This is a genomic window from Flavobacterium sp. 1355, assembly GCF_017833415.1.
Lineage (GTDB): Bacteria > Bacteroidota > Bacteroidia > Flavobacteriales > Flavobacteriaceae > Flavobacterium.
The window spans coordinates 383,355-407,711 of record NZ_JAFICC010000002.1 but is presented as its reverse complement, the minus strand read 5'-3'; the positions used below and the strand labels follow the sequence as shown (position 1 = coordinate 407,711).

The window sequence follows — 24,357 nt, the reverse complement described above, 5'->3', positions numbered from 1 at the left end:
GTGGAAGAAAAAACCTTCAAATAATTGTTGGTTTGCGAAAATTTAAATTTTAAAAAAAATGAAAAAATTCGCAAGTTTATTAATGTTTTCACTTGCATTTGCAAACGTAAATGCACAAAGCGAGAAAACAGCTTCTGACAATTTTAATAAATGGTCTATAGAATTTGCTGCTGGTGTAAACAAACCTCAAAAACCATTTTCAGACGGTTACTTTACAAGTACCCCAAGTCCGTGGGTTGGCGATTTAGGAGTACGTTACATGTTCAATAACAAATTCGGTTTAAAAGCTGATTTCGGTTATAACAGTTTAACTAGTAAAAACAACTCTTTAGATTTTGATTCAAAATACTACAGAGTAGATTTACAAGCTGTTGCTAACTTAGGGCGTATCATGAATTTTGAAACATGGACTAATACTATTGGATTATTAGGACATGCTGGTTTTGGTTACTCTCAATTAAGAAATGACAATTTTAGAGGAGCAGACGAAATGGGTAACTTTATTGCTGGTGTAACCGGACAAATAAAATTATCAAACAGACTTGCTTTAACTGGAGATTTCTCTACAATCTTTAATGCATCGCAAGATCGTGCATTTGACGGAGCTTACCTACCTCAAAACAGAGGTTACTCTGGATTAATTTTTAATGGTACTGTTGGATTAAATGTTTATTTAGGTAAAAACACTAAACATGCTGACTGGACTGTAATTTCTGAGAATCTTGATCTTGCAGCATATGACAACAAAATTGCCGATCTTGAAAATCAGATTAAAACAATAGGTGACAGAAAACCAGCTGTTGTAGAAAAACAAGTTGCCGCTCCTGCACCTGCTGAAAAAGATCTAATTAAAAACATGATCAACGACAAGTATTTCAGCGTTTATTTTGACTTCAACAAGTCAACTCCTGCTGAAACATCTACTGCAGCTTTAGATGTTGTTTTAACTTACTTAAAAAACAATCCATCTTCATCTGTTGATTTGTTAGGATATGCTGATCAGGTTGGAAAATCAGAGTACAATCAAAAATTATCTCTTGCAAGAGCAAACAATGTAAAAACCATCTTAGAAAAAGCTGGTATTGCATCTTCAAGAATAAATGTTGTGGCTGAGGGAGCTGATACATCTATCGCAAAAGATTCTGAAGAAGCTAGAAGATTAGCTCGCAGAGTTACTTTTAGAGTAAAATAGTTTACAGTTTTTTTAATGAAAATTGCCCTGAAGGAATTTCTTTCAGGGCTTTTTTGTTGTCAAAAACCACGTGATTTTTCTAACGGAAAGTACATTTTGGCTATTTTCATTGTATTTAGTCTGAATCTGAATTGCTTACAATAGCAGATAACTGAAGTCTTAATTCCTTAATTTTTTTTAACTTTACAAAAAACTCAAGATTATGTTATCAAAAAATATAGAAGCAGCATTAAACAAGCAAATCAGAATTGAAGCTGAGTCATCACAAACTTATTTATCAATGGCTTGTTGGGCAGAAGTACACGGATTGGAAGGAATCGCTCAATTTATGTATACACAGTCAGACGAAGAACGTGCACACATGCTTAAATTAGTAAAGTATGTAAACGAGCGCGGCGGACATGCACAAATTACAGATCTTAAAGCCCCAAGAATTACCTATTCTACATTCAAAGAAATGTTTGAAGAACTTTATAAGCATGAAATTTTTGTATCAGAATCTATCAATGAGCTAGTACACATCACTTTTTCTGAAAAAGATTACGCTACACACAATTTCTTGCAATGGTATGTATCTGAACAAATTGAAGAAGAGGCGACAGCAAAATCTATCCTTGATAAAATTAACCTGATTGGTGAAGATAAAGGTGGACTTTACTTGTTTGATCGTGATATTCAGCAATTAACTGTTACAAGTTCTATTGCTATTAATCCAAAATAAAAATAGTTAAAGTTTATTTAGAATACATAAAAATAACTTTATTCGTTTTATATTTGTCTCAGTTTTATAATTGAGATCAACTGTGAGCAAGAAAGATAAAGTTAAGGACAAAGACAAAAAAAAGGATAAAAAGAAAAAAAAGGAAATCCTTGACAAAATTAAGAAGATTGAAAACTGTAAATCTTCTTGCTGTGAGAAATATAAGAAAAGCGAAAAAAAGCGCTGCTCACGCTGTCCTATGTTTGATTTATTCAAAAAAACGGCATAAAACCCATATAGAAAACCCACCGAGAAATCAGGTGGGTTTTTATTTAAAATGCAGCTTTTACAATTAAAAAAATTATGAAACACCCAATTATACCTAAATCCAGTCTCGAGTTTTTATCTAAGCTTAAAGAAAATAATAACAAGATCTGGTTTGAAGAAAATAAGTCAAAATATCTGGTCGAATTAAATGATATTGAAACTTTTGCCGGAGCCCTGCTGCAGGAATTATCAAAAACCGATGTTCTGGAAACGGCTACAGGAAAAAAAAGCGTTTACCGCATTTATCGGGACATTCGTTTTTCAAAAGACAAAACCCCTTTTAAGACTTTTTGGGGAGGCAGCTACACGCGCGCAACAGCAGCAAGACGAGGTGGATATTATTTTCATTTAGAAAAAGGAAATAGTTTTTTTGCCGGCGGTTTTTGGGGTCCAAATGCTGGAGATTTAAAAAGAATAAGAGCAGAATTTGCTCATGATCCTGAAACCTTTGAAAAAATATTGAACTCAAAATCTTTTGTCAACAGCTTTGGAACTTTGCAGGGCGAACAGCTCAAAACAGCTCCAAAAGGTTTTGATGTAAATCATCCTGCTATTGATTTGCTTCGTTTCAAACAATTTTTAGTCATAAAAAAATTTACAGATGATGAAGTATTGAGCCCGCTTTTTCTGGAACAAGCCTTAAATGCATTTAAAGATATGAGGCCTTTTTTTGATTATATGAGTGAAGTACTTACTACTGATATCAATGGTGCTTCGATTTTGTAAAACGATCAGTTACCGGAAAATAAAGTCCGACAGGTTTAAAAACCTGTCGGACTTACTAATCAAATGAAATCTATTTACTCAGCAGCAAAATTTCATTTACAACAACTTCTGTAATAAATCTCTTTTCTCCGTTTTTATCATAACTCCTGTGTGTTAGTTTTCCATCTATTGCGACTTCTTTTCCTTTTACAACATACTTTTCGATAATCTCAGCCGTTTTTCCCCAGGCTGTAACACGGTGCCATTCTGTTTGTTCCACCTTCTCTCCTTTATCATTAGTATATCTTTCGTTTGTGGCGATAGTTATATGAGCCAGTTTTCTTCCGTTGTCTAAGGTTTTGATTTCTGGTTCGTTCCCTACATTTCCGATTAATTGTACTCTGTTTTTCATTGCATTCATGGCATATATTTATTTAAATGGTTATAAAATGAATTTGTTTATCAAATTCGACTTGGCAAAGATGCGGAGTAATCTAAAAATATGCGGTTACAAACTATTTACTTTCGATTGTAATTACTTGTAAGCGTTTGTAAATGGGAAATCTTTTTTGTATATTTGAGATAAATCTTACAAATATATGCAGGCACAAATCAATAAAGTCGAATTACGTAATCTGGAATTTGACGATTACAAGCAATTAAAAAACTCAATGGTCGAATCATATCCGGAAATGGCCAACTCTTACTGGAGATCAAATGACATCAAAAAATTACTTTCTATATTTCCGGAAGGTCAGTTTGTTATATTGGTTGACGGAATCGTAGTAGGGTCTGCATTGTCTTTAATTGTCGATGAGAAATTTGTCGATAAAAAACATAATTATAATCAGGTCGTTGGAAATTATACTTTTTCAACCCACAATCCAAACGGAGAAATTTTATATGGTATAGATGTATTTATTCATCCTCACTATCGCGGTTTACGTCTCGGACGTCGTTTATACGATGCCAGGAAAGAACTTTGCGAGCAATTAAACCTCAAAGCGATAGTCTTTGCAGGGAGAATTCCGAATTATGCACAACATGCTAAAAGAATTACTCCAAGAACTTATATTGATAAGGTAAAACATAAAGAATTACATGATCCCGTACTTTCTTTTCAGTTAAGTAACGATTTCCACGTTTTACGAATCATCAAAAATTATTTGGAAGGTGATGAAGAATCTAAGGAATTTGCTGTTCTGTTAGAATGGAACAATGTGTATTATGATGATAGTCCGTCACTTATTAATCAAAAAAGTGTTATACGCTTAGGATTAATCCAATGGCAGATGCGCCAGCTTAATAATATTGAAGCGCTGTTCGAGCAAGCTGAATTTTTTATTGATGTGGTTTCTGGTTATGGAAGTGACTTTGCCTTGTTTCCGGAACTTTTTATAGCACCTTTAATGGCAGATTACAACCATTTATCAGAAGCTGAAGCCATTAGAGAACTTGCCCGATATTCTGAACCAATTAGAAAACGCTTTCAGGAATTTGCTATATCGTACAATATCAATATCATTACCGGAAGCATGCCTTATTTGGAAAACAATAATCTATACAATGTTGGTTTTTTATGCAAAAGAGACGGAACTTCTGAAATGTATACCAAAATACATGTAACTCCCAACGAAGTTCAACATTGGGGAATGAAAGGTGGCTCTGAATTTAAGACCTTTGATACTGATTGTGGCAAAATCGGAATTCTGATTTGTTATGATGTCGAATTCCCGGAACTTTCACGAATTATGGCAAACGAAGGGATGAACATTCTCTTTGTTCCGTTTCTGACAGATACCCAAAATGCTTATACGCGTGTAAAACATTGTTCTCAGGCAAGAGCTATAGAAAATGAATGCTATGTTGCTATTGCGGGTTGTGTGGGCAATTTGCCAAAAGTGAATAACATGGACATTCAGTATGCACAAGCTTCCGTTTTTACACCATCAGATTTTGCTTTTCCTAGTAATGGGATAAAAGCAGAAGCAACTCCAAATACTGAAATGACTCTGATCGTTGATGTGGATTTGAATTTACTTAAACATCTTCACGAGCATGGAAGCGTGCGTATCCTCAAAGACAGAAGAAATGATTTGTATGAAGTTAAAAAAATAGAGAAATGAAAACATGCCTTGAGTGTGCAGAAAAAATTGTAGGCCGTGAAGATAAAAAGTTCTGTTCGGACAGCTGCAGAAACGCCTACAACAACAAAATAAATAAGGACAGCAATAATTTCATGCGAAATGTAAATAATAAATTACGCAAAAATTACCGTATTTTGTCTGAGCTGAATACGGAAGGAAAATCAAAGGCAACACGAGAAAAAATGGTCAACAAAGGCTTTGATTTTGATTTTTTTACTAATATTTTGCAGACCAAAACAGGCAACACTTATTATTTCCTTTACGACCAGGGATACCGGTCTTTGGACAATGATTATTTTATGCTTGTGAAAAAAGAAATTTAGTATATTTCGGCTATGAAAAAAAATCCTACTTCAATACTAGCTTTTCTATGCGTTATTGCCATTTTGGGTATAATATACGCAACAATGATGCCTCAGTGGGTTTCTAAAAATGAGGAAGCGCTGGCAGAATTTTCGACAGAGAGAGCATTTAACCAAGTCAGAATCATATCGCAAAAGCCCCATTTTGTAGGTTCGACAAATCATGAACTGGTTGCCAATTATCTTAAACTTGAGCTAAACCGAATTGGTTTAGAAACTTCTGTTCAGGAAGGTTTTACACTTAATGACAAGGGTTTATTGGTAAAATCAAAAAACATTCTCGCGCGGATAAAAGGATCTGATAACTCAAAAGCACTTTTGCTTCTTTCCCATTATGATAGTGCCCCACACTCATTTTCTAAAGGAGCAAGTGATGACGCCTCCGGAGTTGCAACCATTCTAGAAGGTGTCCGTGCTTTTTTATATTCAAACCAACCTCACAAAAATGACATTATTATTCTCTTTTCTGATGCAGAAGAATTAGGATTAAACGGTGCGGCTCTTTTTGTAAACAAACATCCGTGGGCTAAAGATGTTGGTTTGGTTTTAAATTTTGAAGCCAGAGGTTCTTCTGGGCCGAGTTATATGCTCATGGAAACCAACAAAGGAAACGAAGCTCTTGTAAAGGAATTTGCGAACGCAAAAACTAAATTTCCGGTTTCAAATTCATTGATGTACAGCATTTACAAAATGCTCCCTAATGATACCGATCTGACCGTTTTCAGGGAACAGGGAAATATTCAGGGTTTTAATTTTGCTTTTATCGACGGGCACTTTAATTATCACACTCAACAAGATGATATTCAGCATTTAAACAAAACTACACTTACGCATCAGGGAACTTACCTGATGCCTTTAATGAAGTATTTCTCGAATATTGATTTAAATTCAACAGCAAGTACAAAAGACAATGTATATTTTAATGCCCCCTTTGGATATTTTATAAGTTATCCTTTTGAATGGGTTGCCCCAATGACTTTTGTTGCCTTAGGATTATTAATTGTTTTTATTTTCATCGGAAAAGTAAAACGCGTAATCAGCTTCAGAGAAATTTTCAGAGGATTTGTTCCGTTTTTGGGATCAATTATAATAGCAGGGCTGGTTACCTTTTTAGGATGGAAAATTATTGGGGAAATATATCCGCAATATTCTGATTTTTTAAACGGATTCACTTATAACGGGCATGCCTACATTGGAGCTTTCGTAACACTAAGCATTGCGATTTGTTTTGCTTTTTATCATCATTTTTCAGAAGGAAAAATTACGATGAATCATTTCGTAGCCCCTTTGTTACTTTGGATAATTATTAATGCTTATTTGGCCAATAGCCTGGCCGGAGCAGGATTTTTGATTATTCCGGTTTACTTTGGGATATTCTTATTTGGAATTTTCGTCATCACGCAACATTACAGCTTAGGGCTGAATTTACTATTCAGCATTCCTGCTTTGGCAATTGTTGCACCATTTATTGTAATGTTCCCGGTTGGGTTGGGTTTAAAAATACTTTTTGGAAGCGCCGCCCTTACTGTTTTGCTTTTTGGATTACTGCTCCCGGTATTTGGGGCATTTTCTAAAAAAGGAGTCTGGACGATGCTGTTCTTTGTTATTTCAATTGGCTTTTTTGTGTACGCAGGTATTCATTCCGGTTATGAACAAGGAAAAGCTAAATCTAACAGTTTATTGTATGTTTATAATGCTGATAACGATTCGGCAGTCTGGACTACTTATGACACAAACCTTGATGACTGGACAAAATCTTATCTGGGACAAATGAACCAGAAAGCAGTTGGCCTAAACGGACTTCCGATTGCCAGCAAATACAACTCAACTTTTAGTTACAGTGCCATTGCACCCAAAGTTGATGTTCCAAAACCAACTATAACTTTTATAAAAGACAGTGTTGTAGGCAATAACAGATATTTAAAAATAAAAATCACACCAAACCGAAAAGTGAATCGTTACGATATTTATGCTAATCCAAAAATGACGTTTTACAACTTTAAGGCTAACGGAGTAGAAACTTCGGGGCAAAAATCAAATCGTCTGGAACGTGATGATATAAAAATTTTATGTTATTATGTAGTTGGCAATGAACCTCTTGTTTTGGATTTCTATATCAATAAATCATCTGTTTTTGATATGGACCTTATTGAAAGTTCTTTTGATTTAATGACAAATCCGCTGTTTAACATCAAGCCTAGAAGTGAATGGATGATGCCTACACCTTTTGTTTTAAATGATGCTGTTTTGATTCAACAGAAAATAAAGAGATATACCGCACCTCTCAAAACAACTATTGAAGCGGTACCGGTAAAAGACAGCGCAGTAATTGTCAAAGACAGTTTGAAACCAACTGTTCAACCTGAATAATAGTACTAAAGATAAAAAATGGCAAACTTTCTAATTAAAAGTTTGCCATTTTTCATTAACAGGTACATTCTATTTTTAATCCTGCTTTAACACCATTTGTGCCTTCAGTGGCATAACCGTCAAACTTCCACCACTCTATTCCGCCAATTAACTCTTTTACATTAAAGCCTAGTTTTGTCATATTCAGCGCGCCTCTTGTCGAAGCATTACAGCCAATTCCGTCGCAATAAGTGACATATAAAATTTCTTTATCAAGATGTTTTGTACTTTCAGAAGTCATTTCACGATGCGGAATATTAATCGCCGTTGGAATATGCTCTGCTTCAAAACCAAATGCTTTTCGGGCATCTATAACTACTACTTTTTCCCCATTGTTTAAGGCATCAAACAAATCAGAAGGATCCATTTCAAATGCCAGTTTATTTTCATAATGTTTAATTTGTGCTTCCATTTTTAATTAAGGTTTTATCATTTTGCTTTTTCAAAAGTAGCATAACCCAAAGCGTGATAAAAACGAAAAGAATTCATCAATTTCATTACTTTTTTTCATAGAAAAAGCAACTTAAAATTTTGTTCCTTTGTATACTAATTCTCAAAAAATGGAAATACGACATTTACGATTGATAAAAGCTATAGTCGAAGAAGGAAGCATTACCAAAGCAATAGACAAACTTCATTTGACACAATCGGCTTTGAGTCATCAGCTTAAAGAAGCTGAATATCAATTGGGAACGGCTATTTTCCTGCGAATGAACAAAAAGCTGGTCTTAACACAGGCCGGAGTAAAAATCTACGAAACCGCCAACGAAATTCTGGAGAAGCTTTCTGAAACCGAAACTCAGATCAAACAAATGGTTTTTGGTGAATATGGTGAAATCAGAATTAGTACCGAATGTTTCTCAAGTTATCACTGGCTTCCTTCGGTTTTAAAACAATTCCATCTTTTGTATCCCAATGTTGAATTAAAAATTGTGGCAGAAGCTACACATATTCCTTTACAAAAGTTATTAGAAAATGTAATTGACATTGCCATTGTAAGCGACCAGATAAAAGACACCAATATCAGGTATACGGAGCTTTTTCAGGATGAAGTCGTTATGGTTGTTTCTGAAAATCATTCCTGGGCAGATAAAAAATATGTAGTTGCAGAGGATTTTATCAATGAACATTTACTGATTCACTCACTTCCGATGGAAACGGTTACGATTCATCAGTTTGTTTTGGCGCCTGCCAAAGTCACTCCAAAAAAAATAACGCCCATGCCATTAACAGAAGCTTCACTAGAAATGGTCAAAGCCGATATGGGTGTCATGTCGATGGCAAAATGGGCTTTGCTCCCACATTTAAAAACCAGTCCCATAAAAGCAATTAAGATTGGTAAAAACGGTTTGAAACGAAAACATTTTATTGCCGTTCGGGAAAATCAACATTACCCGAATTATTTTCACCACTTTATCACCTTTTTGCAAACCGAAATCAATCTTCAATGGAATATTCAATAAGAAATTGTGAACCGTTAGATTTACCCAAATTGATTGTTTTATGCCAAAAGCATGCTGAATATGAAAAAGCGGATTTTTCTCCGGAAGGAAAGGAAAAAAGGCTAAAAAAAGCATTGTTTGAGGAGAATCCAAAATTGCATTGTCTGGTTGTTGCTGCAAATGAAACAATTGTTGGATATGTTTCTTATACTTTTGATTACTCAACCTGGGATGCGGCCGGTTTTATGCATATGGATTGCTTGTTTTTGGAAGAGGAAGTAAGAAGTTTTGGAATTGGAGAAATTTTAATTGAGAAACTAAAACAAATTGCAATAGAAAAAGACTGTGTAAATATTCAATGGCAAACTCCTCAATTTAACGAAAGAGCTATAAAATTTTACCACAGAATTGGTGCAAAGGGCAAAGATAAAGTTCGATTTACCCTAACTTTGTAAAGATTTAATCTCGCAATTTGTGAACAATCTTGTGTTTCTGACGCTTGAACCTTAAAAAATGAAATGAAAAAAATTAGTATACTCGGCTGTGGCTGGCTAGGTTTGCCTTTGGCGAAGAAATTAATCGCAGAAGGAAATTTTGTAAAAGGTTCAACAACATCAGAAAACAAACTTTCAATTTTGGAAAGCTTTAAAATAAATCCGTTTTTGGTTACGCTTGAAAGCGAAAGTGTTTCTGAAACTATAAATGATTTCTTAGCAGAAAGCGATATACTTATAATAGATATTCCGCCTAAACTACGCGGAAATAATCCGGATACAGAAAAGAAAGTTTTTGTCGAAAAAATCACCAATTTGATTCCCTTTATAGAAAAGTCCAGTGTCAAAAAAGTACTTTTTGTAAGTTCAACTTCTGTTTATGGAAATGAAAACGGATTAATCACAGAAAAAACAAATCCAAACCCCGACACAGAAAGCGGCAAACAACTTGTTTTGGCAGAAGCAGTTTTGCAAAACAATTCAGCTTTCAATACTACTGTTATTCGCTTTGGAGGATTAATTGGTGAAGATCGTCAGCCGGTTAAGCATTTGTCCGGAAAAGAAAATCTTGAAAATCCGGACGCACCTGTTAATCTGATTCATCAAAATGATTGTATTGGAGTGATTCTGGAAATCATTAACCAGTCAAAATGGAATGAAATTTTTAATGCTGTAGCGCCATTTCATCCAACCCGAGAAGTATATTATACACAAAAAGCACTTGATCTAAACTTAAAATTACCAAAATTCAGTTCTGAAAAATCAAATATCAAAAAGGTTCTTTCAAGTGAAAAAGTTGAAACTGTTTTAAACTATAAATTTCAACTTCAAAATTATTAAACTGTAAGTTAGTTTAAAAAATAACCGCAGAACTTAAATAACTTATATGCTTAAGAAAAATTTGCGAACTTTGCGTAAACGCTTACGGTAAATCTATGGAAACAGTTTACATTAATTCTCCCCTTGGAATCACTACAATAACTGGTGATGAAGATGGCATTTCGGTTATTTCGGTTATGAAAGAAGGAGAAATTTCTGCTGTTGTACCAGAAGTGCTTCAGGAAGCTGTTTTACAGTTAAATGAATACTTTGAAGGAAAAAGAACTGATTTTACTCTAAAACTAAATCCTAAAGGAACAGAATTTCAACAAAAAGTCTGGAAATCACTATTAGAAATTCCGTACGGAAAAACGGTTAGTTATATGGATCAGACCAAAAAGCTCGGCGACATCAAAGCGATCCGGGCTGTAGCATCTGCAAATGGTAAAAATCCACTTTGGATTGTGGTTCCTTGCCATCGTGTAATTGGTACAAACGGCTCCCTTACCGGTTATGCCGGAGAAATATGGCGTAAAAAATGGCTGTTGGAACATGAAAATCCAATAAAACAGCAAAGCTTATTCTAAAGATCCTCAGAACGAATTCATATTTTTTTTTGAGAAAATTCGTTCTTTTTTTTAAAATTCCTGCAGATAAATCCATTTTGCGTAAATTTAGCCCACAAACAATTAGTGGAAATTCGTGAAATTCGTGGTAAAAAATATGATCGAAAAAATAAACCTCAACAACATTTTATTTCTGGACATAGAAACTGTCCCCGAAGAAGAGAATTTTAATTTGCTTGACGCTGAAATGCAATCGCTTTGGGATCTTAAAACACAATATCAGCGAAAAGATGATTTTACGCCCGAAGAATTTTATGACCGCGCGGGAATATGGGCTGAATTTGGAAAGATCATCTGTATTTCGGTTGGGTACTTTACAATAAAAGGCGATATTCGAAATTTTCGTGTAACATCGTTCTTTGGCGATGAAGTGAAGATTTTAAAAGACTTTAATAATTTGCTGAACAATCATTTTAATCAGCCACAACATCTTTTGTGCGGACATAATGCAAAGGAATTCGATATTCCGTTTCTGGCTCGCCGAATGATTATCAATCAAATTGCTATTCCGGACAAATTAAATTTATTTGGAAAAAAACCCTGGGAGATTCCACATTTGGATACTCTCGAATTATGGAAGTTTGGCGATTACAAACATTTTACTTCTTTAAAACTATTAACAAAGATTCTAGGTGTACCATCGCCAAAAGGCGATATTGACGGAAGCCAGGTCGCACATGTTTTTTATGTCGAAAAAGATATTGACCGTATTGTAACATACTGCGAAAAAGATACGATTGCCGTAGCTCAGATTTTTCTGCGTTTACGCCGTGAAGATTTATTAATCGATGATGAAATTATTCATGTATAGTTTTTTGAAGGTACAAAGCTGCAAAGGCACAAAGTCTCAAAGGTTCAAATATTCGCTTCGGATTTAAATGGTTTAGAAAATGACTTATCAGGAAATATCACATCATAGACTTGTTTCGCAAAAGTTACACAAAACAAGTCCAATTTCTCCTCAGGAAATTGTACATCATTTGGGCGCTATGCAGGCGCAGGATTATTCGATGGCAAAATGGGCGATTGGTTCACGTTGTGATGCCACCGAAAAAGAAATAGAAGAAGCAATTAATTCGGCAAAAATCATCAGAACCCATATTTTGCGTCCGACCTGGCATTTTGTTTCTTCAGAAGATATTTACTGGATGCTCGATATTTCAGGACCTCAGGTTAAACCCCTGACAATTTCGGCTGCTAAAAAATTTGGTTATGATACTAAAATGCTTGAACAGATTAAGGTTTCAATTGAAAAGCTATTAGCCGGAAATAATCATCTGACGCGTGATGAAATCATGCAGGAACTGAATATTAAGAAAACTTCGAGTGGCGATTTTCTAAGTGCTGCCATTATGATGAATGCTGAACTTGATGGTTTGGTCTGCAATGGGAAGAGAAAAGGCAAACAAATTACTTATGCTTTGCTTGAAGAAAGGGTTTCTAAACCAAAAAATAAATTATCCAGAGAAGAAGGGCTGGCTAAATTAGCCCTGCGCTATTTTGAAAGCCACGGACCTGCAACGCTACCTGATTTCTCTTGGTGGTCCGGTTTTTCACCCACAATTTGCAAAACAACTATTAACGCAATTAGATTGCAATTAAACTGTATTACCATTGATAATCAGGATTATTGGTTTGGAAAAACTAATCCGAAAATGGGAAATTATCAGGAAAGCGTACATTTTCTTCCGGCGTTTGACGAGATTTTGATTTCGTATAAAACCCGTGAAGCTTCTATTTTGCTCGAGCATCAATCGAAGGCTTTTACCAACAATGGCATTTTTAAACCTATAATTGTAGAAAACGGAAAAGTTATTGGAACGTGGAAAAGAACCATTAAAAAAGATCATACTAAGATTGAAACGCAATTTTTTAATGAAACTGAAACGCACAAAAAAAAGATTCTATTTGAAGCGATCAAACCTTTTGAAAGCTATTTAGAATCTAAAATTAGTATTGAATAATATAAATTTTTGCAGAATATGAGCGTTTTTATAGAAAAGCTTGCTGTTTGAGTATTAAAATCTTTGTGCATTATATTTTGAAATAATTACATTTACAAAAAAATATAATTATGGTACTAAGTAGATTCTGGCTAGTTATTTTTATTTCTTCGATTGTTTTTATTGTTGTTAGTTTGGTTACTGCCGATACGTATACAATGGATTATGTTCTGAATGGAAAAAAAGATGATCCGATTCTGGTTTCTGAAAAATATGCAGAACAGCTTCCTGCCTTTATCAAAGACAGCATCAAAACAGCGCCGGATCAGACGATAATCATCAATCGTGATACGCTAAATGCTGATACTACGTACGTTTATAAAAACAAAACTGTAAAAATTTACAGTGGAGTTCAAAAATCTGATGGTTTATTACCTACTTGTAAAAGTACTTTGGTAGATTTAATTCTGCCGCTAATTGCTTATCTGGCTTTCTTTTGCGGATTAATGGAGCTTTTAATTATATCGGGGGCGTCTGGGAAATTAGCAAAAGCGCTAAGTCCGGTTTTTGTAAAAGTATTTCCAAGTATACCAAAAAACCATCCTTCTATTTCATACATGACTTTAAACTTTGCTGCTAATTTCTTAGGATTAGACTCTGCAGCTACTCCGTTTGGTCTTAAGGCGATGGAAAGTTTACAGGAAATAAATCCCGAAAAAGATAAGGCAAGTGATGCGCAAATTATGTTTATGTGCCTACATGCTTCTGGTTTAACCTTAATTGCTACTTCTATTATCGGATATCGGGCTGCTGCCAATGCAAGCAATCCTGCCGATGTTATGCTTCCTTGCATTATCACTTCATTTATTGGGACTATTGCTGCTTTTCTTATTGTTGGAATCAAACAAAAAATCAACTTCAAAAGTGCTTCACTGGTTATTGCCTTAATGGTCTTAATTGCCGGGATTATTGGTTTGTTGATGTATGTAAACCATTTGGATTTAATCGGTAAAAACCTTTTTACTTCAAATCTTTCTGCATTAATATTGATTGCGATTATTGCTTTTACTTTGATTTTTTCTTTCATTCATGAGAAAAAATTTACTGATGCTAATACAACTGTTTTTGAAAGCTTTGTGGTAGGTGCAAATAATGGTGTTAAAACCGGAGTTACAATCTTTCCTTATGTTTTAGGAATGCTTGTGGCTATCTCCCTTTTCAGAAACAGTGGTTTATTTGAAATTATCAGTGATGGTATTGCTTTTGTTTTCTCTAATATGGGGGTAAGCAAAGAAATTACAAATGCACTTCCGGTTGCAATGCTGCGCCCGTTTAGTTCTGCTGGATCAAGAGGATTCCTTATCGATTCTATGAATACCTTTGGCGCAGATTCTCTTACAGCGAGATTGAGCAGTATTTTTCAATGCAGTGCAGAAAGCACTTTTTATGTTATTGCGGTTTACTTTGGTTCTGTAAATATCAAAAACACCCGTTATGCTTTAGGTACAATGCTTTTAGTTGATTTAATCTGTGTGATTACAGCTATTTTTGTGGCAACGTGGTTTTTTTAATTTGGATAGATAATTATGAACCAAGCCTATGGCTCTCCAAATTATTGGATATTCTGTAACCGGATTAAAATCCGGCCCTACAGTATATATCGAGCCAATGGCTCTTTATAGAACGAATTAAAAAGTTCTGTAGGAACAATTTATATATCTCTCTTGTTTTTAAATTATTGATATTCTATAACCGGATTAAACCCGGCCCTAAAATATAAATCGAGCCAATGGCTCTTTATAGAACGAATTAGAAGTTCCGTAGGAACAATTCATATTGTAGCAACGGATTTTAATCCGTTGATTATGAAAATATGGTACGCCAAAAGTTCCGTAGAAACAATTCATAAAATCAAAAAAGAAAGCCCTACAGTATAGATCGAGTCAATGGCTCTTTATAGAACGAGTTAGAAGTTCCGTAGGAACAATTCATATTGTAGCAACGGATTTTAATCCGTTGATTATGAAAATATGGTACGCCAAAAGTTCCGTAGGAACGATTCATAAAATCAAAAAAGAAAGCCCTACAGTATAGATCGAGTCAATGGCTCTTTATAGAATGAGTTAGAAGTTCCGTAGGAACAATTCATATTGTAGCAACGGATTTTAATCCGTTGATTATTAAATATGGTACGCCAAAAAGTTCCGTAGGAACGATTCATATAATCAAAATAAGAAAGTTAAATATTACAAATAAGTAAATTGTCCTACAATAATGATTTACTTTGCATCTAAAAAATCATTCAAGATGGCAAATACTTATTATCAAATTTATATACAGGTTGTTTTTGCTGTAAAATACCGAGATGCTATAATTTCAGAAGAATGGAGATCAAAATTGCTTGGTGTAATTGGTAATCTTATTAATGAAACAGGATGCAAAACTATCATTGTAAATGGAGTTGAAGATCACGTGCATTGCCTTCTAGGACTAAAGCCAAATATTTCTATTTCAGATTTGATGAAAATAGTAAAAGCAAAATCATCCAAATTTGTTAATGATAACCAACTATCGAAATCAAAATTTAACTGGCAGGAAGGGTATGGTGCATTCTCCTATAGCAGATCACAAGTAGGCGCGGTTTGTAAATACATCGAAAATCAAAAGGAGCATCATAAAAAAGAAACTTTTAATGATGAGTATTTAAACTTTCTAAATAAATTTAATATTCAATACGAAGAAAAATATATTTTTGAAGACTTAATTTAATTACATGAAGATAACCCATTTTTTCATTTTAATTCTTTTGGCCGGCTGCCAAAAAGAACAGAAAAAAAATCAACTTTCAAGTTCAGATACTGATCAAAAACCTGAAGTTGTTGCGCTTCATGTGAAAGAAATTGAGGATAAAGCTTTAAAAACTGATACTATTGTTCTTTCTGAAGACAAAAATGAATTAATAAATTACATCCTGGCAAATCTTATCGAACAGAAAGCAGATAAGGACAGTATAGTAACATCAAAATTCAGACTTGACTTTTATCAAAATAAAAACAAAATTGCTTCTTCAAAAGTATTTATCAGGCAATATGAAAAAGGTTCAGAATGGAGCGGTTCATTTGGTCTGACAGATCTGTCAGATAAAAATTCCTCTTTTATAAAAATCAATTGTGGATATCCTGCTTGCGGGTATACTTATGAGAATTACCTGTATTACCTAAAAAACAATAATTTACAGCTTGTGCATCAGTGGCAATCCATGTCTGACAGCGGCTGGGGAACCTGGACAGAGTTTTTGAATGAGGGATCTAAAGACCCCAAAACCTTTTATTGCAAAACTGTTGCGTTTGAGCCGACAGATGATGATTCAGAAGATTTCGGAATTCTAACCTATTCAGATTCAACCTCTTTTTCTTTAAAAAGGAATCATTGGAAAAAGCAATTACTTACAACAAAAGACAAAGCTTATTTTGAAAAGAAAATGAGTCTTAATGAGTTTTATAAACAGGATTAAACATAATTAAACTCCTAATTCAAATCCTTTCTAAGATAAATAATTTTTAACTTTGTAAAAAACAAAGCAATGATTGATTTTATATACCAAGATCCTTATCCAATTTTAAAAGATGAGACACAATACCGCAAAATTACCTCAGATTTTGTAAAAGTCGAACAATTTGGCGAACGAGAAATATTAACTGTAGATCCGAAGGGATTAGAGTTATTAGCGGAAGAGGCACTAACAGACGTTTCGTTTATGCTGAGAACAAGCCATTTACAAAAATTAAGAAAAATTCTTGATGATCCTGAAGCTACAGATAACGATCGGTTTGTGGCTTATAATTTATTACAAAATGCTTCTGTTGCTGCAGAAGGCCAGTTACCAAGTTGTCAGGACACCGGAACTGCTATTGTAATGGCAAAAAAAGGAGAAAGTATTTATACTGGTGCTGACGATGCAGAATGGCTGAGCAGAGGAATTTTTAATACGTACCAAAAACGCAATTTACGTTACTCACAGATTGTACCGATTTCGATGTTTGAAGAAAAAAATTCAGGATCAAATCTTCCGGCACAAATTGATATTTATGCTAAAAAAGGAACTACTTACGAGTTCTTATTTATGGCTAAAGGCGGTGGATCTGCCAATAAAACGTATTTATACCAACAGACAAAATCGTTATTGAACGATAAGTCTATGGATGCTTTTATTCGTGCCAAAATTAAAGATTTGGGAACTTCGGCTTGCCCGCCTTACCATTTGGCTTTGGTAATTGGAGGAACTTCGGCAGAAGCCAACTTAAGCGCAGTTAAAAAAGCTTCTGCAGGATATTATGATCATCTGCCTACATCGGGAAATATGGCCGGTCAGGCTTTTCGCGATTTAGAATGGGAACAAAGAGTACAAAAAATATGTCAGGAAAGTGAGATTGGCGCTCAGTTTGGAGGAAAATATTTCACACATGACGTTCGCGTAATTCGTTTACCGCGCCATGCTGCTTCATGTCCGGTTGGATTGGGAGTTTCCTGTTCTGCTGACAGAAACATTAAAGGAAAAATTACTAAAGACGGAATTTTTGTTGAGCAGCTGGAAGTAAATCCAAAACAATTTTTACCAGAAACTGCTCCACATTTAGAAGCTCCTGTAGAAATTGACCTGGATCAGCCAATGGCAGATATCTTGGCCAAACTTTCTCAATATCCAATAAAAACACGTTTGAAACTTAACGGAACCGTTATTGTAGCCCGTGATATTGCACATGCAAAAATTAAAGAATTATTGGATGCGGGTCAACCGATGCCAGAATACTTTAAGAATCACCCTGTTTATTATGCAGGACCGGCGAAAACTCCGGAAGGGATGGCTTCAGGAAGTTTTGGCCCTACAACTGCAGGTCGTATGGATGTATATGTAGATGAATTTCAAAAACATGGCGGGAGTATGATTATGCTCGCCAAAGGTAACCGTACCAAACAGGTTACTGACGCCTGTAAAACCTATGGCGGATTTTATCTGGGCTCAATTGGTGGTCCGGCCGCTATTTTAGCGCAGGATAATATTCTAAAAGTAGAAGTGGTTGATTTTGAAGAATTAGGAATGGAAGCCGTTCGTAAAATCACCGTAAAAGATTTTCCTGCTTTTATTATTACTGATGACAAAGGGAATGATTTTTTTGAGAATTTATAAGTTTTTTTGAGGTACAAAGGTTCAGAGAGACAAAGGCTCAAAGTTTACAGTTAAATAAAATAAAAACCGCCTTGTGGCGGTTTTTATTTTTTACCAAATCGTAGAACCTCATAACTCATAACTCATAACTCTTAACTCTTAACTCTTAACTCTTAACTCTTAACTCTTAACTCATAACTCATAACTCAAAACTCTTAACTCTTAACCTCAACTTCAGGCACTTAAATCTTCACTTTCGAAAGCTATAAAATGCGACAATTTTCCTTTTAATGTAAAAACCGGAGCCGCACTGATTTTGCATTTATATGTTTTGCCGTTTTTCTTGTAGTTCTGAATTGTCTTCTCAAATGGAATTTGCAAATCAATTGCTTTTCTTATTTCTTTTAAGGCTGTTCTGGAGGTTTTTGAACCCTGAAACATTTTTGGTGTTTTCCCCAGGATTTCACTTTCTGTATAACCGGTCATTTTTTTTATTCCGCTTGACGCAAAAACAATTTTGAGGTCTGCATCGGTCACTACCACAACTTCTTCCTGAATCCGGTCTTTAATAAACAGGTTTTCTTCATTCCATGAAAATTGCGATGAGAGTTCTTTAACTCTTTTTAAATCAGCAAAAATATGTTTCAGCTCATTAAGATACTCATAATGAAAATCCCATGCCATAATTGGCACCGAATTATGGCATGGGATTTCATCAGATTTTACTTTTTTCATTTTTAAAATAATATAAACTTACTCTCTATAAATATAGAAAGAAAATTCCTCTAAAGAAATAATTAAATACAATTGGCGATAGTTTAGATTGATTAAAATGCAAATTTAAGCTGAACAGCAATTGCTTTTTTTTCTTCCGTATTTAGGTTGTTGAGAGATATTCCGAGCAATCTTACAGAATCTTTCATTCGCTCCTGATACAGTAATTCTTCTACCGTTTCTAATATCAGGCTTTTATCTGAAATAAAATAAGGAAGGGTTTTACTTCGTGTCTGCTGTGTAAAATCACTGTATTTAATTTTAAGCGTTACTGTCTTACCAGAAATATTATATTTTTTTAATCTTTTTTCTAATGACGTGGCGATTTTTTCTAATTGTTCTAACATGAATATTTCGGAAGATAAATTCACATCAAATGTATGCTCTGCCGCTACAGATTTGGTAATTCGAAAGGGTTTTACCTCGCTGTTATGAATGCCGCGCACTACTTTATAATAGAAGCCTCCGGATTTTCCAAAATGCTTTTCGAGGAACTCCAAAGATTTGCCTTTAAGATCCAGTCCGGTAAAAATTCCCAATTGATACATTTTTTCCGTCGTCACTTTACCAACGCCATAAAATTTTCGAATTGGCAATTCTTCCAAAAAAGACAAAATCTCATCGGGATTTACTGTTTTTTGTCCGTTTGGTTTATTAATATCACTGGCAATTTTTGCAACAAACTTATTGACAGAAATTCCTGCAGAAGCCGTAAGGCCTACTTCATTTAAAATTCTTAATCTGATTTCCTGAGCCAATAAACTGGCACTTGGATTTCCTTTTTTATTTTGGGTAACATCAAGATAAGCTTCGTCCAGCGAAAGAGGTTCTACCAAATCTGTATATTCGTGAAAAATGGAATGAATTTTATTCGAAATCTCTTTATAACGATCAAAACGGGGCCGCACAAAAATAATTTCAGGGCAATATTTTTTTGCCAGAGCACCACTTATAGCACTTCTGACCCCAAACTTACGGGCTTCATAACTTGCTGCCGAGACCACTCCTCTATTCTCTGATCCTCCAACGGCTACAGGTTTTCCGCGCAGGGCAGGATTGTCCATCTGCTCCACCGATGCATAAAAAGCATCCATATCAATATGGATAATTTTTCGATATGTAGGCGTTTCAGACATACTACAAATTTAACTAGTTTTTGTGCATTGCAAAAACAAAAAAGCCTCGTAATTACGAGGCTTTCAAATATATTAAACTGAATTTATTTTTTAATGAACTTTTTGGTAACTGTTTTTTGAGAACCTTTTAATTCAATCAAATAAATTCCTGTATGCAAATTACTTACGTCAATCGGATTTTCAGATAACTGACCTGAGCCAACCTGTTGCCCTAAGGTATTTGTGATAGTAAATGTAGCACCTGTTTTGTTTGCTAATGATATACTCAATTCATTATCAACAGGATTTGGATATACCGTTATTTCTGAGCCTGCATTATCTGCAGCAAATGCAATGTCATTAATAGCAGGTTCTTCTATAGTTCCTGCAGTAGTAATATTTACTGTATAATCTTCTACTTGTCCATAAGAGAAACTTTCACAAGCAGTTGGTATTCCGTTGTACTTCATAGAAACTCTTAATCTGGTTGTTCCTAAGGCTGCAGTTGCAGGAATTGTGATTGATCCTGACACCGGAGTAGTAGTCGAAGCCGACTTGGTCCACACAGTTTCTCCTGAATCGGAGAAATCTCCGTCCTGGTTGTAATCAATAAATACCGCATATCCTTCGCTATAAACAGAAGATGCCCATGATGGGGTAATTGTAATTGTATAAGAGGAACTTCTGCTGGCATTTGTAGAAACTGAAGTTAAATTTTCATAACCCGTAGTTCCAGTAGAGGTATTGTTAATTGTACCAAATACAACTTTACCAATTTTTTCTTCTGCGGCATTATTCCCTTTTGATGTACAATACGTTACAGATGCAGCTGTTGTGGTAACGTTGACTGTATTACTTGAAGCAGAAATATTCCCGGCTGCATCTTTTGCTTTTACAGAAAAAGTATAAGCGGTTGAAGCTGTAAGTCCGGTTACGGTATAACTTGTGGTTGTAGAACTGCCTTTTAATATAGAACCTTGATAAATATCGTATCCTGTTACTGCTACATTATCTGTAGAAGCTGTCCATGTCAAATTAGTTGTTGTTGCTGTTGTACCAGAAGCCGCCAAAGAAGTTGGGGCCGACGGTGGAGTTGTATCTCCTGATCCTCCGGAATAAGCTGCACCAATTCCTACTGCATAAAAAGCATTTGTTGTTGCAATAACCTCAGCAGAACCTGCTCCGTATAAATCAATTGCAGATTGTATACCATAAGTTCTGGCAATTGCATAAGTTGAATTAGAAGACAAATATTCACTTTCTAAACGATAAGCTATTTTTGCTGCTTTATCAATTGTAATTCCAGTTACGTTATAAACGTTCCCAATATCATTTGTCCCTGTTTTACCAATAGCAAGGATATAAAACCAGTGGTTTAAAACTCCAGAATTGGTATGAACACCACATTGGTCATTACTGTTTGTTGGCGTACAATTTACGTTAATCCAATATGTTCCTCCATATGTATCTGGCTGACCTTCTGAATTTGGGTCACTCATAGAACGCAAAGCAGCATGTCCAGATCTTCTTTCGATATCTTCTCCAATTAACCATGTAGATTTTGTTGGTGCTGCACGATATTCTATACAAGCTCCCCAAATATCAGAGAAGCCTTCATTCATAGCACCTGATTCTTTTTGATAAGCAAGATTTGCTGTATAAGTACAAACTGCGTGGCCTATTTCGTGACCTGCAACGTCTATTGATGTTAAGATGTCGAATCCTCCGGTTCCGGTTCCGTCGCCATATGTCATAACACTTCCGTTCCAGAAGGCATTATTGTTACTTGGATAACCTGCTGCAACCAAATTATAATGCACATAACTTTTGATTTTTGCGCCGGCATCATCATAACTGTTTCTACCGTGTATGGCAGACCAGTAATCATAAGTCATTTCGGCTCCCCAATGCGCATCAAGTGCACCGTTATCCTTGTTTGTGTTATTGTATTCGATCCAGTTATTATCTGCATCTGTAAAATTGGTTGTTGGATACGTCGCTGTTCTTGCAGAGTTATAAGTCTGGATTCCGTTTCCGCGTGTTCCGTCAAGGAGAATATAAGAAGATCCGCTTAATGTGGTTTGAATAGTCTGCGTGCCACTATAACGAGTTGCAGCATTTGCAGCCACAATTGTCGTTTTTGCTTTTAAGCTGTTTTCTTTATCGACTACATTCTCAGATTTTGATTTTCCATGAGGATTTTCACCAAGATGTTTTATTGTAGCATTATAGAATAACGCTTTTCCTGTAATGGCATCAATATACAAATCGCCACGACTCAAAGGATTTGTGGCATAAATATCAAATTTATATGCCAAACGAACTTTATCACTTGTTCTGTCTTTTCCCTGATTGTCCATGTCCGGTAAGAAAACCAATTCGCCCTTTGGTTTTACATAATCCATTGCAGCGGCATCCTGTGGAGAATCCCATAAGTATTGTTTTGCGCCAGTGTGAGCAACAGCTCTGTTGAAAGCTTCCTGAGCAGAAAGTGATGGTTTTACTTTTGCATTCTCAATTTTGTAAAACTCACCATTCATTGATTCCAGTTTTCCATTTTTAGAATGAAGAGTGTAAGTGGCAAATTCTACCTTAATTCCCTGTTCGTACAATTGGAATTTTTCATGTATAAAACCCTGGCGGTCCGATTGTGTTTTGATTTTAGAAAAAGACTGATTGTCCTTCAATGCCAATTGTTCTTTAAATACCGTCTGATAATCTGAACCTTTGTAGGTTGATTTCTCATTGAAAGTAATTAAACTTGGTTGTCCGTTTTCGGATAAACTTTTTTGATTTATTCTTTTATCTGTTTGAGCAAATCCAGACAGCGAAAATGTAAGAGCAGCAACAGTTGTCCCTACAATTTTGGGTAAAGTACTTTTCATAAGCAAAGTTGAATTTTGGTTGATTAAATTTGGTTAAAATCAGCAAATAAAATATGTAAGTAAATACCTTATTTGAATGATAAAAATATACAAATTTTGTTAATTAATCGGATAAATTTGCCTTTTATCGATAAAATACAACATTTAGCCATGAAAAGACGTCAAAAAATAACATAAAATATCAGTAATAACAATGCCTTACAGAATAAATTAGTATTATACTGAAAATTAATGTTTTACGTTAAATATTATAATTTTACAGTCTTTTTCCTGTAAGAAAATAAAAACGAACAATTTTTAGATAGATTCTTTTTAAAAAAAGGCGTGAATTATCTCTCTGAAACTATTTTTTTGTAAACTAAAACTTAAATTAGCTTCAAAACAAAAATGGGATTTATAAAGATTTTACACTTAATGATTACATACAAATCATTTTCTTTATTTTTGTCTTATACGAAATAAAATAAAATGCGAACATTTGTTATAGGCGACATACACGGAGGATTACTCGCACTTGAACAAGTGTTAGAGAAAGCCGAAGTTACTACAAAAGATACTCTTATATTTTTAGGTGATTATGTTGATGGATGGAGCCATTCTACAGAAGTGATTGATTTTTTGATCGATCTCAAAACCAAACAAAAGTGTATCTGTATCAGGGGAAATCACGATCAGCTTGCTTTGGACTGGCTGGAAAACCGATTTGAGGAATTTGATGAAGAAATGTGGTACAAACATGGCGGACAGGCTACAGTTGAAGGTTATTCTAAAATTTCTGAAGAAAAAAAGAAAACTCATATAGCTTTTTTTGAATCCTTACAGGATTATTATCTTGATGATCAGAACAGGTTATTTGTTCATGCCGGCTTTACCAATTTGAGTGGTGTCAGATATGAATTTTTTTCGAAATTATTCTATTGGGACAGAACTCTTTGGGAGTCTGCTCTTTCATTAGATCCGAATTTAAAACCCTACGATTTGTATTATCCAAAACGTTTTACAGTTTATAAAGAAGTTTACATTGGACATACTCCGGTTACCAGAATTGGCGAGACGGTTCCTGTAAATAAGGCATGTGTATGGAATATTGATACCGGAGCAGCCTTCAAAGGTCCTCTGACGATTATGAACGTCGACACCAAAGAATTCTGGCAAAGTACACCGTTAAACGAACTGTATTTTAACGAAAAGGGTAGGAATTAAACCATTAAAAACTCTACATTTGTGCTGCAAAATAATTAATATTTAAA

At 34.8% G+C, this 24,357-nt stretch carries 22 protein-coding genes; 17 read left to right on the top strand and 5 right to left on the bottom strand.

Going from position 1 to position 24,357, the window contains the following annotated elements; genetic code table 11:
• Window positions 1-58 precede the first annotated feature (58 nt).
• The 3 genes from JOD96_RS04180 to JOD96_RS04170 all read left to right on the top strand — a co-directional run bounded on the left by JOD96_RS04180 (window position 59) and on the right by JOD96_RS04170 (window position 2,945).
• Window positions 59-1,192, top strand: coding sequence for an OmpA family protein (locus JOD96_RS04180; protein WP_209563007.1), 1,134 nt, complete (start codon window positions 59-61; stop codon window positions 1,190-1,192).
• Between the two features lie 202 nt (window positions 1,193-1,394).
• Window positions 1,395-1,913 (top strand): ferritin, encoded by a 519-nt coding sequence (locus tag JOD96_RS04175; RefSeq protein WP_209563006.1) that lies wholly within the window; start codon window positions 1,395-1,397, stop codon window positions 1,911-1,913.
• Between the two features lie 342 nt (window positions 1,914-2,255).
• The gene (locus JOD96_RS04170) at window positions 2,256-2,945 is read left to right on the top strand and encodes a DUF2461 domain-containing protein (protein ID WP_209563005.1); all 690 of its coding nucleotides are present in this window, start codon (window positions 2,256-2,258) and stop codon (window positions 2,943-2,945) included.
• 70 nt (window positions 2,946-3,015) lie between these two features.
• On the opposite strand, the gene JOD96_RS04165 is transcribed toward JOD96_RS04170, so the two are convergent.
• Window positions 3,016-3,345 (bottom strand): single-stranded DNA-binding protein, encoded by a 330-nt coding sequence (locus JOD96_RS04165; protein ID WP_209563004.1) that lies wholly within the window; start codon window positions 3,343-3,345, stop codon window positions 3,016-3,018.
• Window positions 3,346-3,523: 178 nt separating this feature from the next.
• Between JOD96_RS04165 and JOD96_RS04160 the strand changes: the two genes are divergently transcribed.
• Genes JOD96_RS04160 through JOD96_RS04150 form a run of 3 tightly spaced genes read left to right on the top strand, consistent with a single transcriptional unit; the run spans window position 3,524 to window position 7,803 of the window.
• Window positions 3,524-5,050 (top strand): carbon-nitrogen hydrolase family protein, encoded by a 1,527-nt coding sequence (locus JOD96_RS04160; protein WP_209563003.1) that lies wholly within the window; start codon window positions 3,524-3,526, stop codon window positions 5,048-5,050.
• Entirely contained in the window at window positions 5,047-5,394 is a 348-nt protein-coding gene (locus JOD96_RS04155) for a hypothetical protein (protein WP_209563002.1), read from the top strand. The genes JOD96_RS04160 and JOD96_RS04155 overlap by 4 nt, the downstream gene beginning before the upstream one ends.
• 12 nt (window positions 5,395-5,406) lie before the next feature.
• Window positions 5,407-7,803, top strand: coding sequence for a M28 family peptidase (locus JOD96_RS04150; RefSeq protein ID WP_209563001.1), 2,397 nt, complete (start codon window positions 5,407-5,409; stop codon window positions 7,801-7,803).
• A 55-nt stretch (window positions 7,804-7,858) separates the two neighbouring features.
• Here the strand turns inward: JOD96_RS04150 and JOD96_RS04145 are convergent, their stop codons facing one another.
• On the bottom strand, window positions 7,859-8,254 hold the full coding sequence (locus JOD96_RS04145) for a rhodanese-like domain-containing protein (protein WP_209563000.1): 396 nt from the start codon (window positions 8,252-8,254) through the stop codon (window positions 7,859-7,861).
• Between the two features lie 148 nt (window positions 8,255-8,402).
• On the opposite strand from JOD96_RS04145, the gene JOD96_RS04140 reads away from it, so the two are divergent.
• From JOD96_RS04140 to JOD96_RS04095, 10 genes are all read left to right on the top strand, one after another.
• Window positions 8,403-9,305, top strand: a complete 903-nt coding sequence (locus JOD96_RS04140; protein ID WP_209562999.1) for a LysR family transcriptional regulator — start codon at window positions 8,403-8,405, stop codon at window positions 9,303-9,305.
• Window positions 9,290-9,739, top strand: coding sequence for a GNAT family N-acetyltransferase (locus tag JOD96_RS04135; RefSeq protein WP_209562998.1), 450 nt, complete (start codon window positions 9,290-9,292; stop codon window positions 9,737-9,739). The genes JOD96_RS04140 and JOD96_RS04135 overlap by 16 nt, the downstream gene beginning before the upstream one ends.
• Window positions 9,740-9,802: 63 nt before the next feature.
• Window positions 9,803-10,618, top strand: coding sequence for an NAD(P)H-binding protein (locus tag JOD96_RS04130; RefSeq protein ID WP_209562997.1), 816 nt, complete (start codon window positions 9,803-9,805; stop codon window positions 10,616-10,618).
• Window positions 10,619-10,713: 95 nt separating this feature from the next.
• A complete protein-coding gene (locus JOD96_RS04125; RefSeq protein ID WP_209562996.1) occupies window positions 10,714-11,184 on the top strand; it encodes a methylated-DNA--[protein]-cysteine S-methyltransferase in 471 nt (156 codons plus the stop codon).
• Between the two features lie 136 nt (window positions 11,185-11,320).
• Window positions 11,321-12,034 (top strand): 3'-5' exonuclease, encoded by a 714-nt coding sequence (locus tag JOD96_RS04120; protein WP_209562995.1) that lies wholly within the window; start codon window positions 11,321-11,323, stop codon window positions 12,032-12,034.
• Between the two features lie 79 nt (window positions 12,035-12,113).
• Window positions 12,114-13,187, top strand: coding sequence for a winged helix DNA-binding domain-containing protein (locus JOD96_RS04115; RefSeq protein WP_209562994.1), 1,074 nt, complete (start codon window positions 12,114-12,116; stop codon window positions 13,185-13,187).
• A gap of 110 nt (window positions 13,188-13,297) precedes the next feature.
• Window positions 13,298-14,737 carry a nucleoside recognition domain-containing protein gene (locus JOD96_RS04110; RefSeq protein WP_209562993.1) on the top strand — a complete coding sequence of 480 codons (1,440 nt, stop codon included), beginning with the start codon at window positions 13,298-13,300 and terminating at the stop codon, window positions 14,735-14,737.
• Between the two features lie 736 nt (window positions 14,738-15,473).
• Window positions 15,474-15,935: an IS200/IS605 family transposase gene (tnpA, locus tag JOD96_RS04105; RefSeq protein WP_209562992.1), complete on the top strand. Its 462-nt coding sequence runs from the start codon at window positions 15,474-15,476 to the stop codon at window positions 15,933-15,935.
• A 4-nt stretch (window positions 15,936-15,939) separates the two neighbouring features.
• The gene (locus tag JOD96_RS04100) at window positions 15,940-16,680 is read left to right on the top strand and encodes a hypothetical protein (RefSeq protein ID WP_209562991.1); all 741 of its coding nucleotides are present in this window, start codon (window positions 15,940-15,942) and stop codon (window positions 16,678-16,680) included.
• Window positions 16,681-16,749: 69 nt separating this feature from the next.
• Window positions 16,750-18,354 (top strand): fumarate hydratase, encoded by a 1,605-nt coding sequence (locus JOD96_RS04095; RefSeq protein ID WP_209562990.1) that lies wholly within the window; start codon window positions 16,750-16,752, stop codon window positions 18,352-18,354.
• A 213-nt stretch (window positions 18,355-18,567) separates the two neighbouring features.
• On the opposite strand, the gene JOD96_RS04090 is transcribed toward JOD96_RS04095, so the two are convergent.
• The 3 genes from JOD96_RS04090 to JOD96_RS04080 all read right to left on the bottom strand — a co-directional run bounded on the left by JOD96_RS04090 (window position 18,568) and on the right by JOD96_RS04080 (window position 23,107).
• Entirely contained in the window at window positions 18,568-19,068 is a 501-nt protein-coding gene (locus JOD96_RS04090) for a PAS domain-containing protein (RefSeq protein WP_209562989.1), read from the bottom strand.
• A gap of 92 nt (window positions 19,069-19,160) precedes the next feature.
• A complete protein-coding gene (gene dinB, locus JOD96_RS04085) occupies window positions 19,161-20,243 on the bottom strand; it encodes a DNA polymerase IV (protein ID WP_209562988.1) in 1,083 nt (360 codons plus the stop codon).
• Window positions 20,244-20,326: 83 nt separating this feature from the next.
• Window positions 20,327-23,107, bottom strand: a complete 2,781-nt coding sequence (locus JOD96_RS04080) for a M4 family metallopeptidase (protein ID WP_209562987.1) — start codon at window positions 23,105-23,107, stop codon at window positions 20,327-20,329.
• A 468-nt stretch (window positions 23,108-23,575) separates the two neighbouring features.
• Here JOD96_RS04080 and JOD96_RS04075 point away from each other — a divergent pair, with 468 nt between their 5' ends.
• Window positions 23,576-24,310 (top strand): metallophosphoesterase family protein, encoded by a 735-nt coding sequence (locus tag JOD96_RS04075; RefSeq protein ID WP_209562986.1) that lies wholly within the window; start codon window positions 23,576-23,578, stop codon window positions 24,308-24,310.
• Window positions 24,311-24,357 lie beyond the last annotated feature (47 nt).

Coding starts and splice junctions, on each gene's coding strand:
- JOD96_RS04150 (WP_209563001.1), top strand. CDS start 5,407: ATGAAAAAAAATCCTACTTCAATACTAGCTTTTCTATGCGTTATTGCC.
- JOD96_RS04170 (WP_209563005.1), top strand. CDS start 2,256: ATGAAACACCCAATTATACCTAAATCCAGTCTCGAGTTTTTATCTAAG.
- JOD96_RS04080 (WP_209562987.1), bottom strand. CDS start 23,107: ATGAAAAGTACTTTACCCAAAATTGTAGGGACAACTGTTGCTGCTCTT.
- JOD96_RS04075 (WP_209562986.1), top strand. CDS start 23,576: ATGCGAACATTTGTTATAGGCGACATACACGGAGGATTACTCGCACTT.
- JOD96_RS04145 (WP_209563000.1), bottom strand. CDS start 8,254: ATGGAAGCACAAATTAAACATTATGAAAATAAACTGGCATTTGAAATG.
- JOD96_RS04140 (WP_209562999.1), top strand. CDS start 8,403: ATGGAAATACGACATTTACGATTGATAAAAGCTATAGTCGAAGAAGGA.
- dinB (WP_209562988.1), bottom strand. CDS start 20,243: ATGTCTGAAACGCCTACATATCGAAAAATTATCCATATTGATATGGAT.
- JOD96_RS04160 (WP_209563003.1), top strand. CDS start 3,524: ATGCAGGCACAAATCAATAAAGTCGAATTACGTAATCTGGAATTTGAC.
- JOD96_RS04120 (WP_209562995.1), top strand. CDS start 11,321: ATGATCGAAAAAATAAACCTCAACAACATTTTATTTCTGGACATAGAA.
- JOD96_RS04180 (WP_209563007.1), top strand. CDS start 59: ATGAAAAAATTCGCAAGTTTATTAATGTTTTCACTTGCATTTGCAAAC.
- JOD96_RS04115 (WP_209562994.1), top strand. CDS start 12,114: ATGACTTATCAGGAAATATCACATCATAGACTTGTTTCGCAAAAGTTA.
- JOD96_RS04125 (WP_209562996.1), top strand. CDS start 10,714: ATGGAAACAGTTTACATTAATTCTCCCCTTGGAATCACTACAATAACT.
- JOD96_RS04135 (WP_209562998.1), top strand. CDS start 9,290: ATGGAATATTCAATAAGAAATTGTGAACCGTTAGATTTACCCAAATTG.
- JOD96_RS04100 (WP_209562991.1), top strand. CDS start 15,940: ATGAAGATAACCCATTTTTTCATTTTAATTCTTTTGGCCGGCTGCCAA.
- JOD96_RS04155 (WP_209563002.1), top strand. CDS start 5,047: ATGAAAACATGCCTTGAGTGTGCAGAAAAAATTGTAGGCCGTGAAGAT.
- JOD96_RS04110 (WP_209562993.1), top strand. CDS start 13,298: ATGGTACTAAGTAGATTCTGGCTAGTTATTTTTATTTCTTCGATTGTT.
- JOD96_RS04095 (WP_209562990.1), top strand. CDS start 16,750: ATGATTGATTTTATATACCAAGATCCTTATCCAATTTTAAAAGATGAG.
- JOD96_RS04090 (WP_209562989.1), bottom strand. CDS start 19,068: ATGAAAAAAGTAAAATCTGATGAAATCCCATGCCATAATTCGGTGCCA.
- tnpA (WP_209562992.1), top strand. CDS start 15,474: ATGGCAAATACTTATTATCAAATTTATATACAGGTTGTTTTTGCTGTA.
- JOD96_RS04165 (WP_209563004.1), bottom strand. CDS start 3,345: ATGAATGCAATGAAAAACAGAGTACAATTAATCGGAAATGTAGGGAAC.
- JOD96_RS04130 (WP_209562997.1), top strand. CDS start 9,803: ATGAAAAAAATTAGTATACTCGGCTGTGGCTGGCTAGGTTTGCCTTTG.
- JOD96_RS04175 (WP_209563006.1), top strand. CDS start 1,395: ATGTTATCAAAAAATATAGAAGCAGCATTAAACAAGCAAATCAGAATT.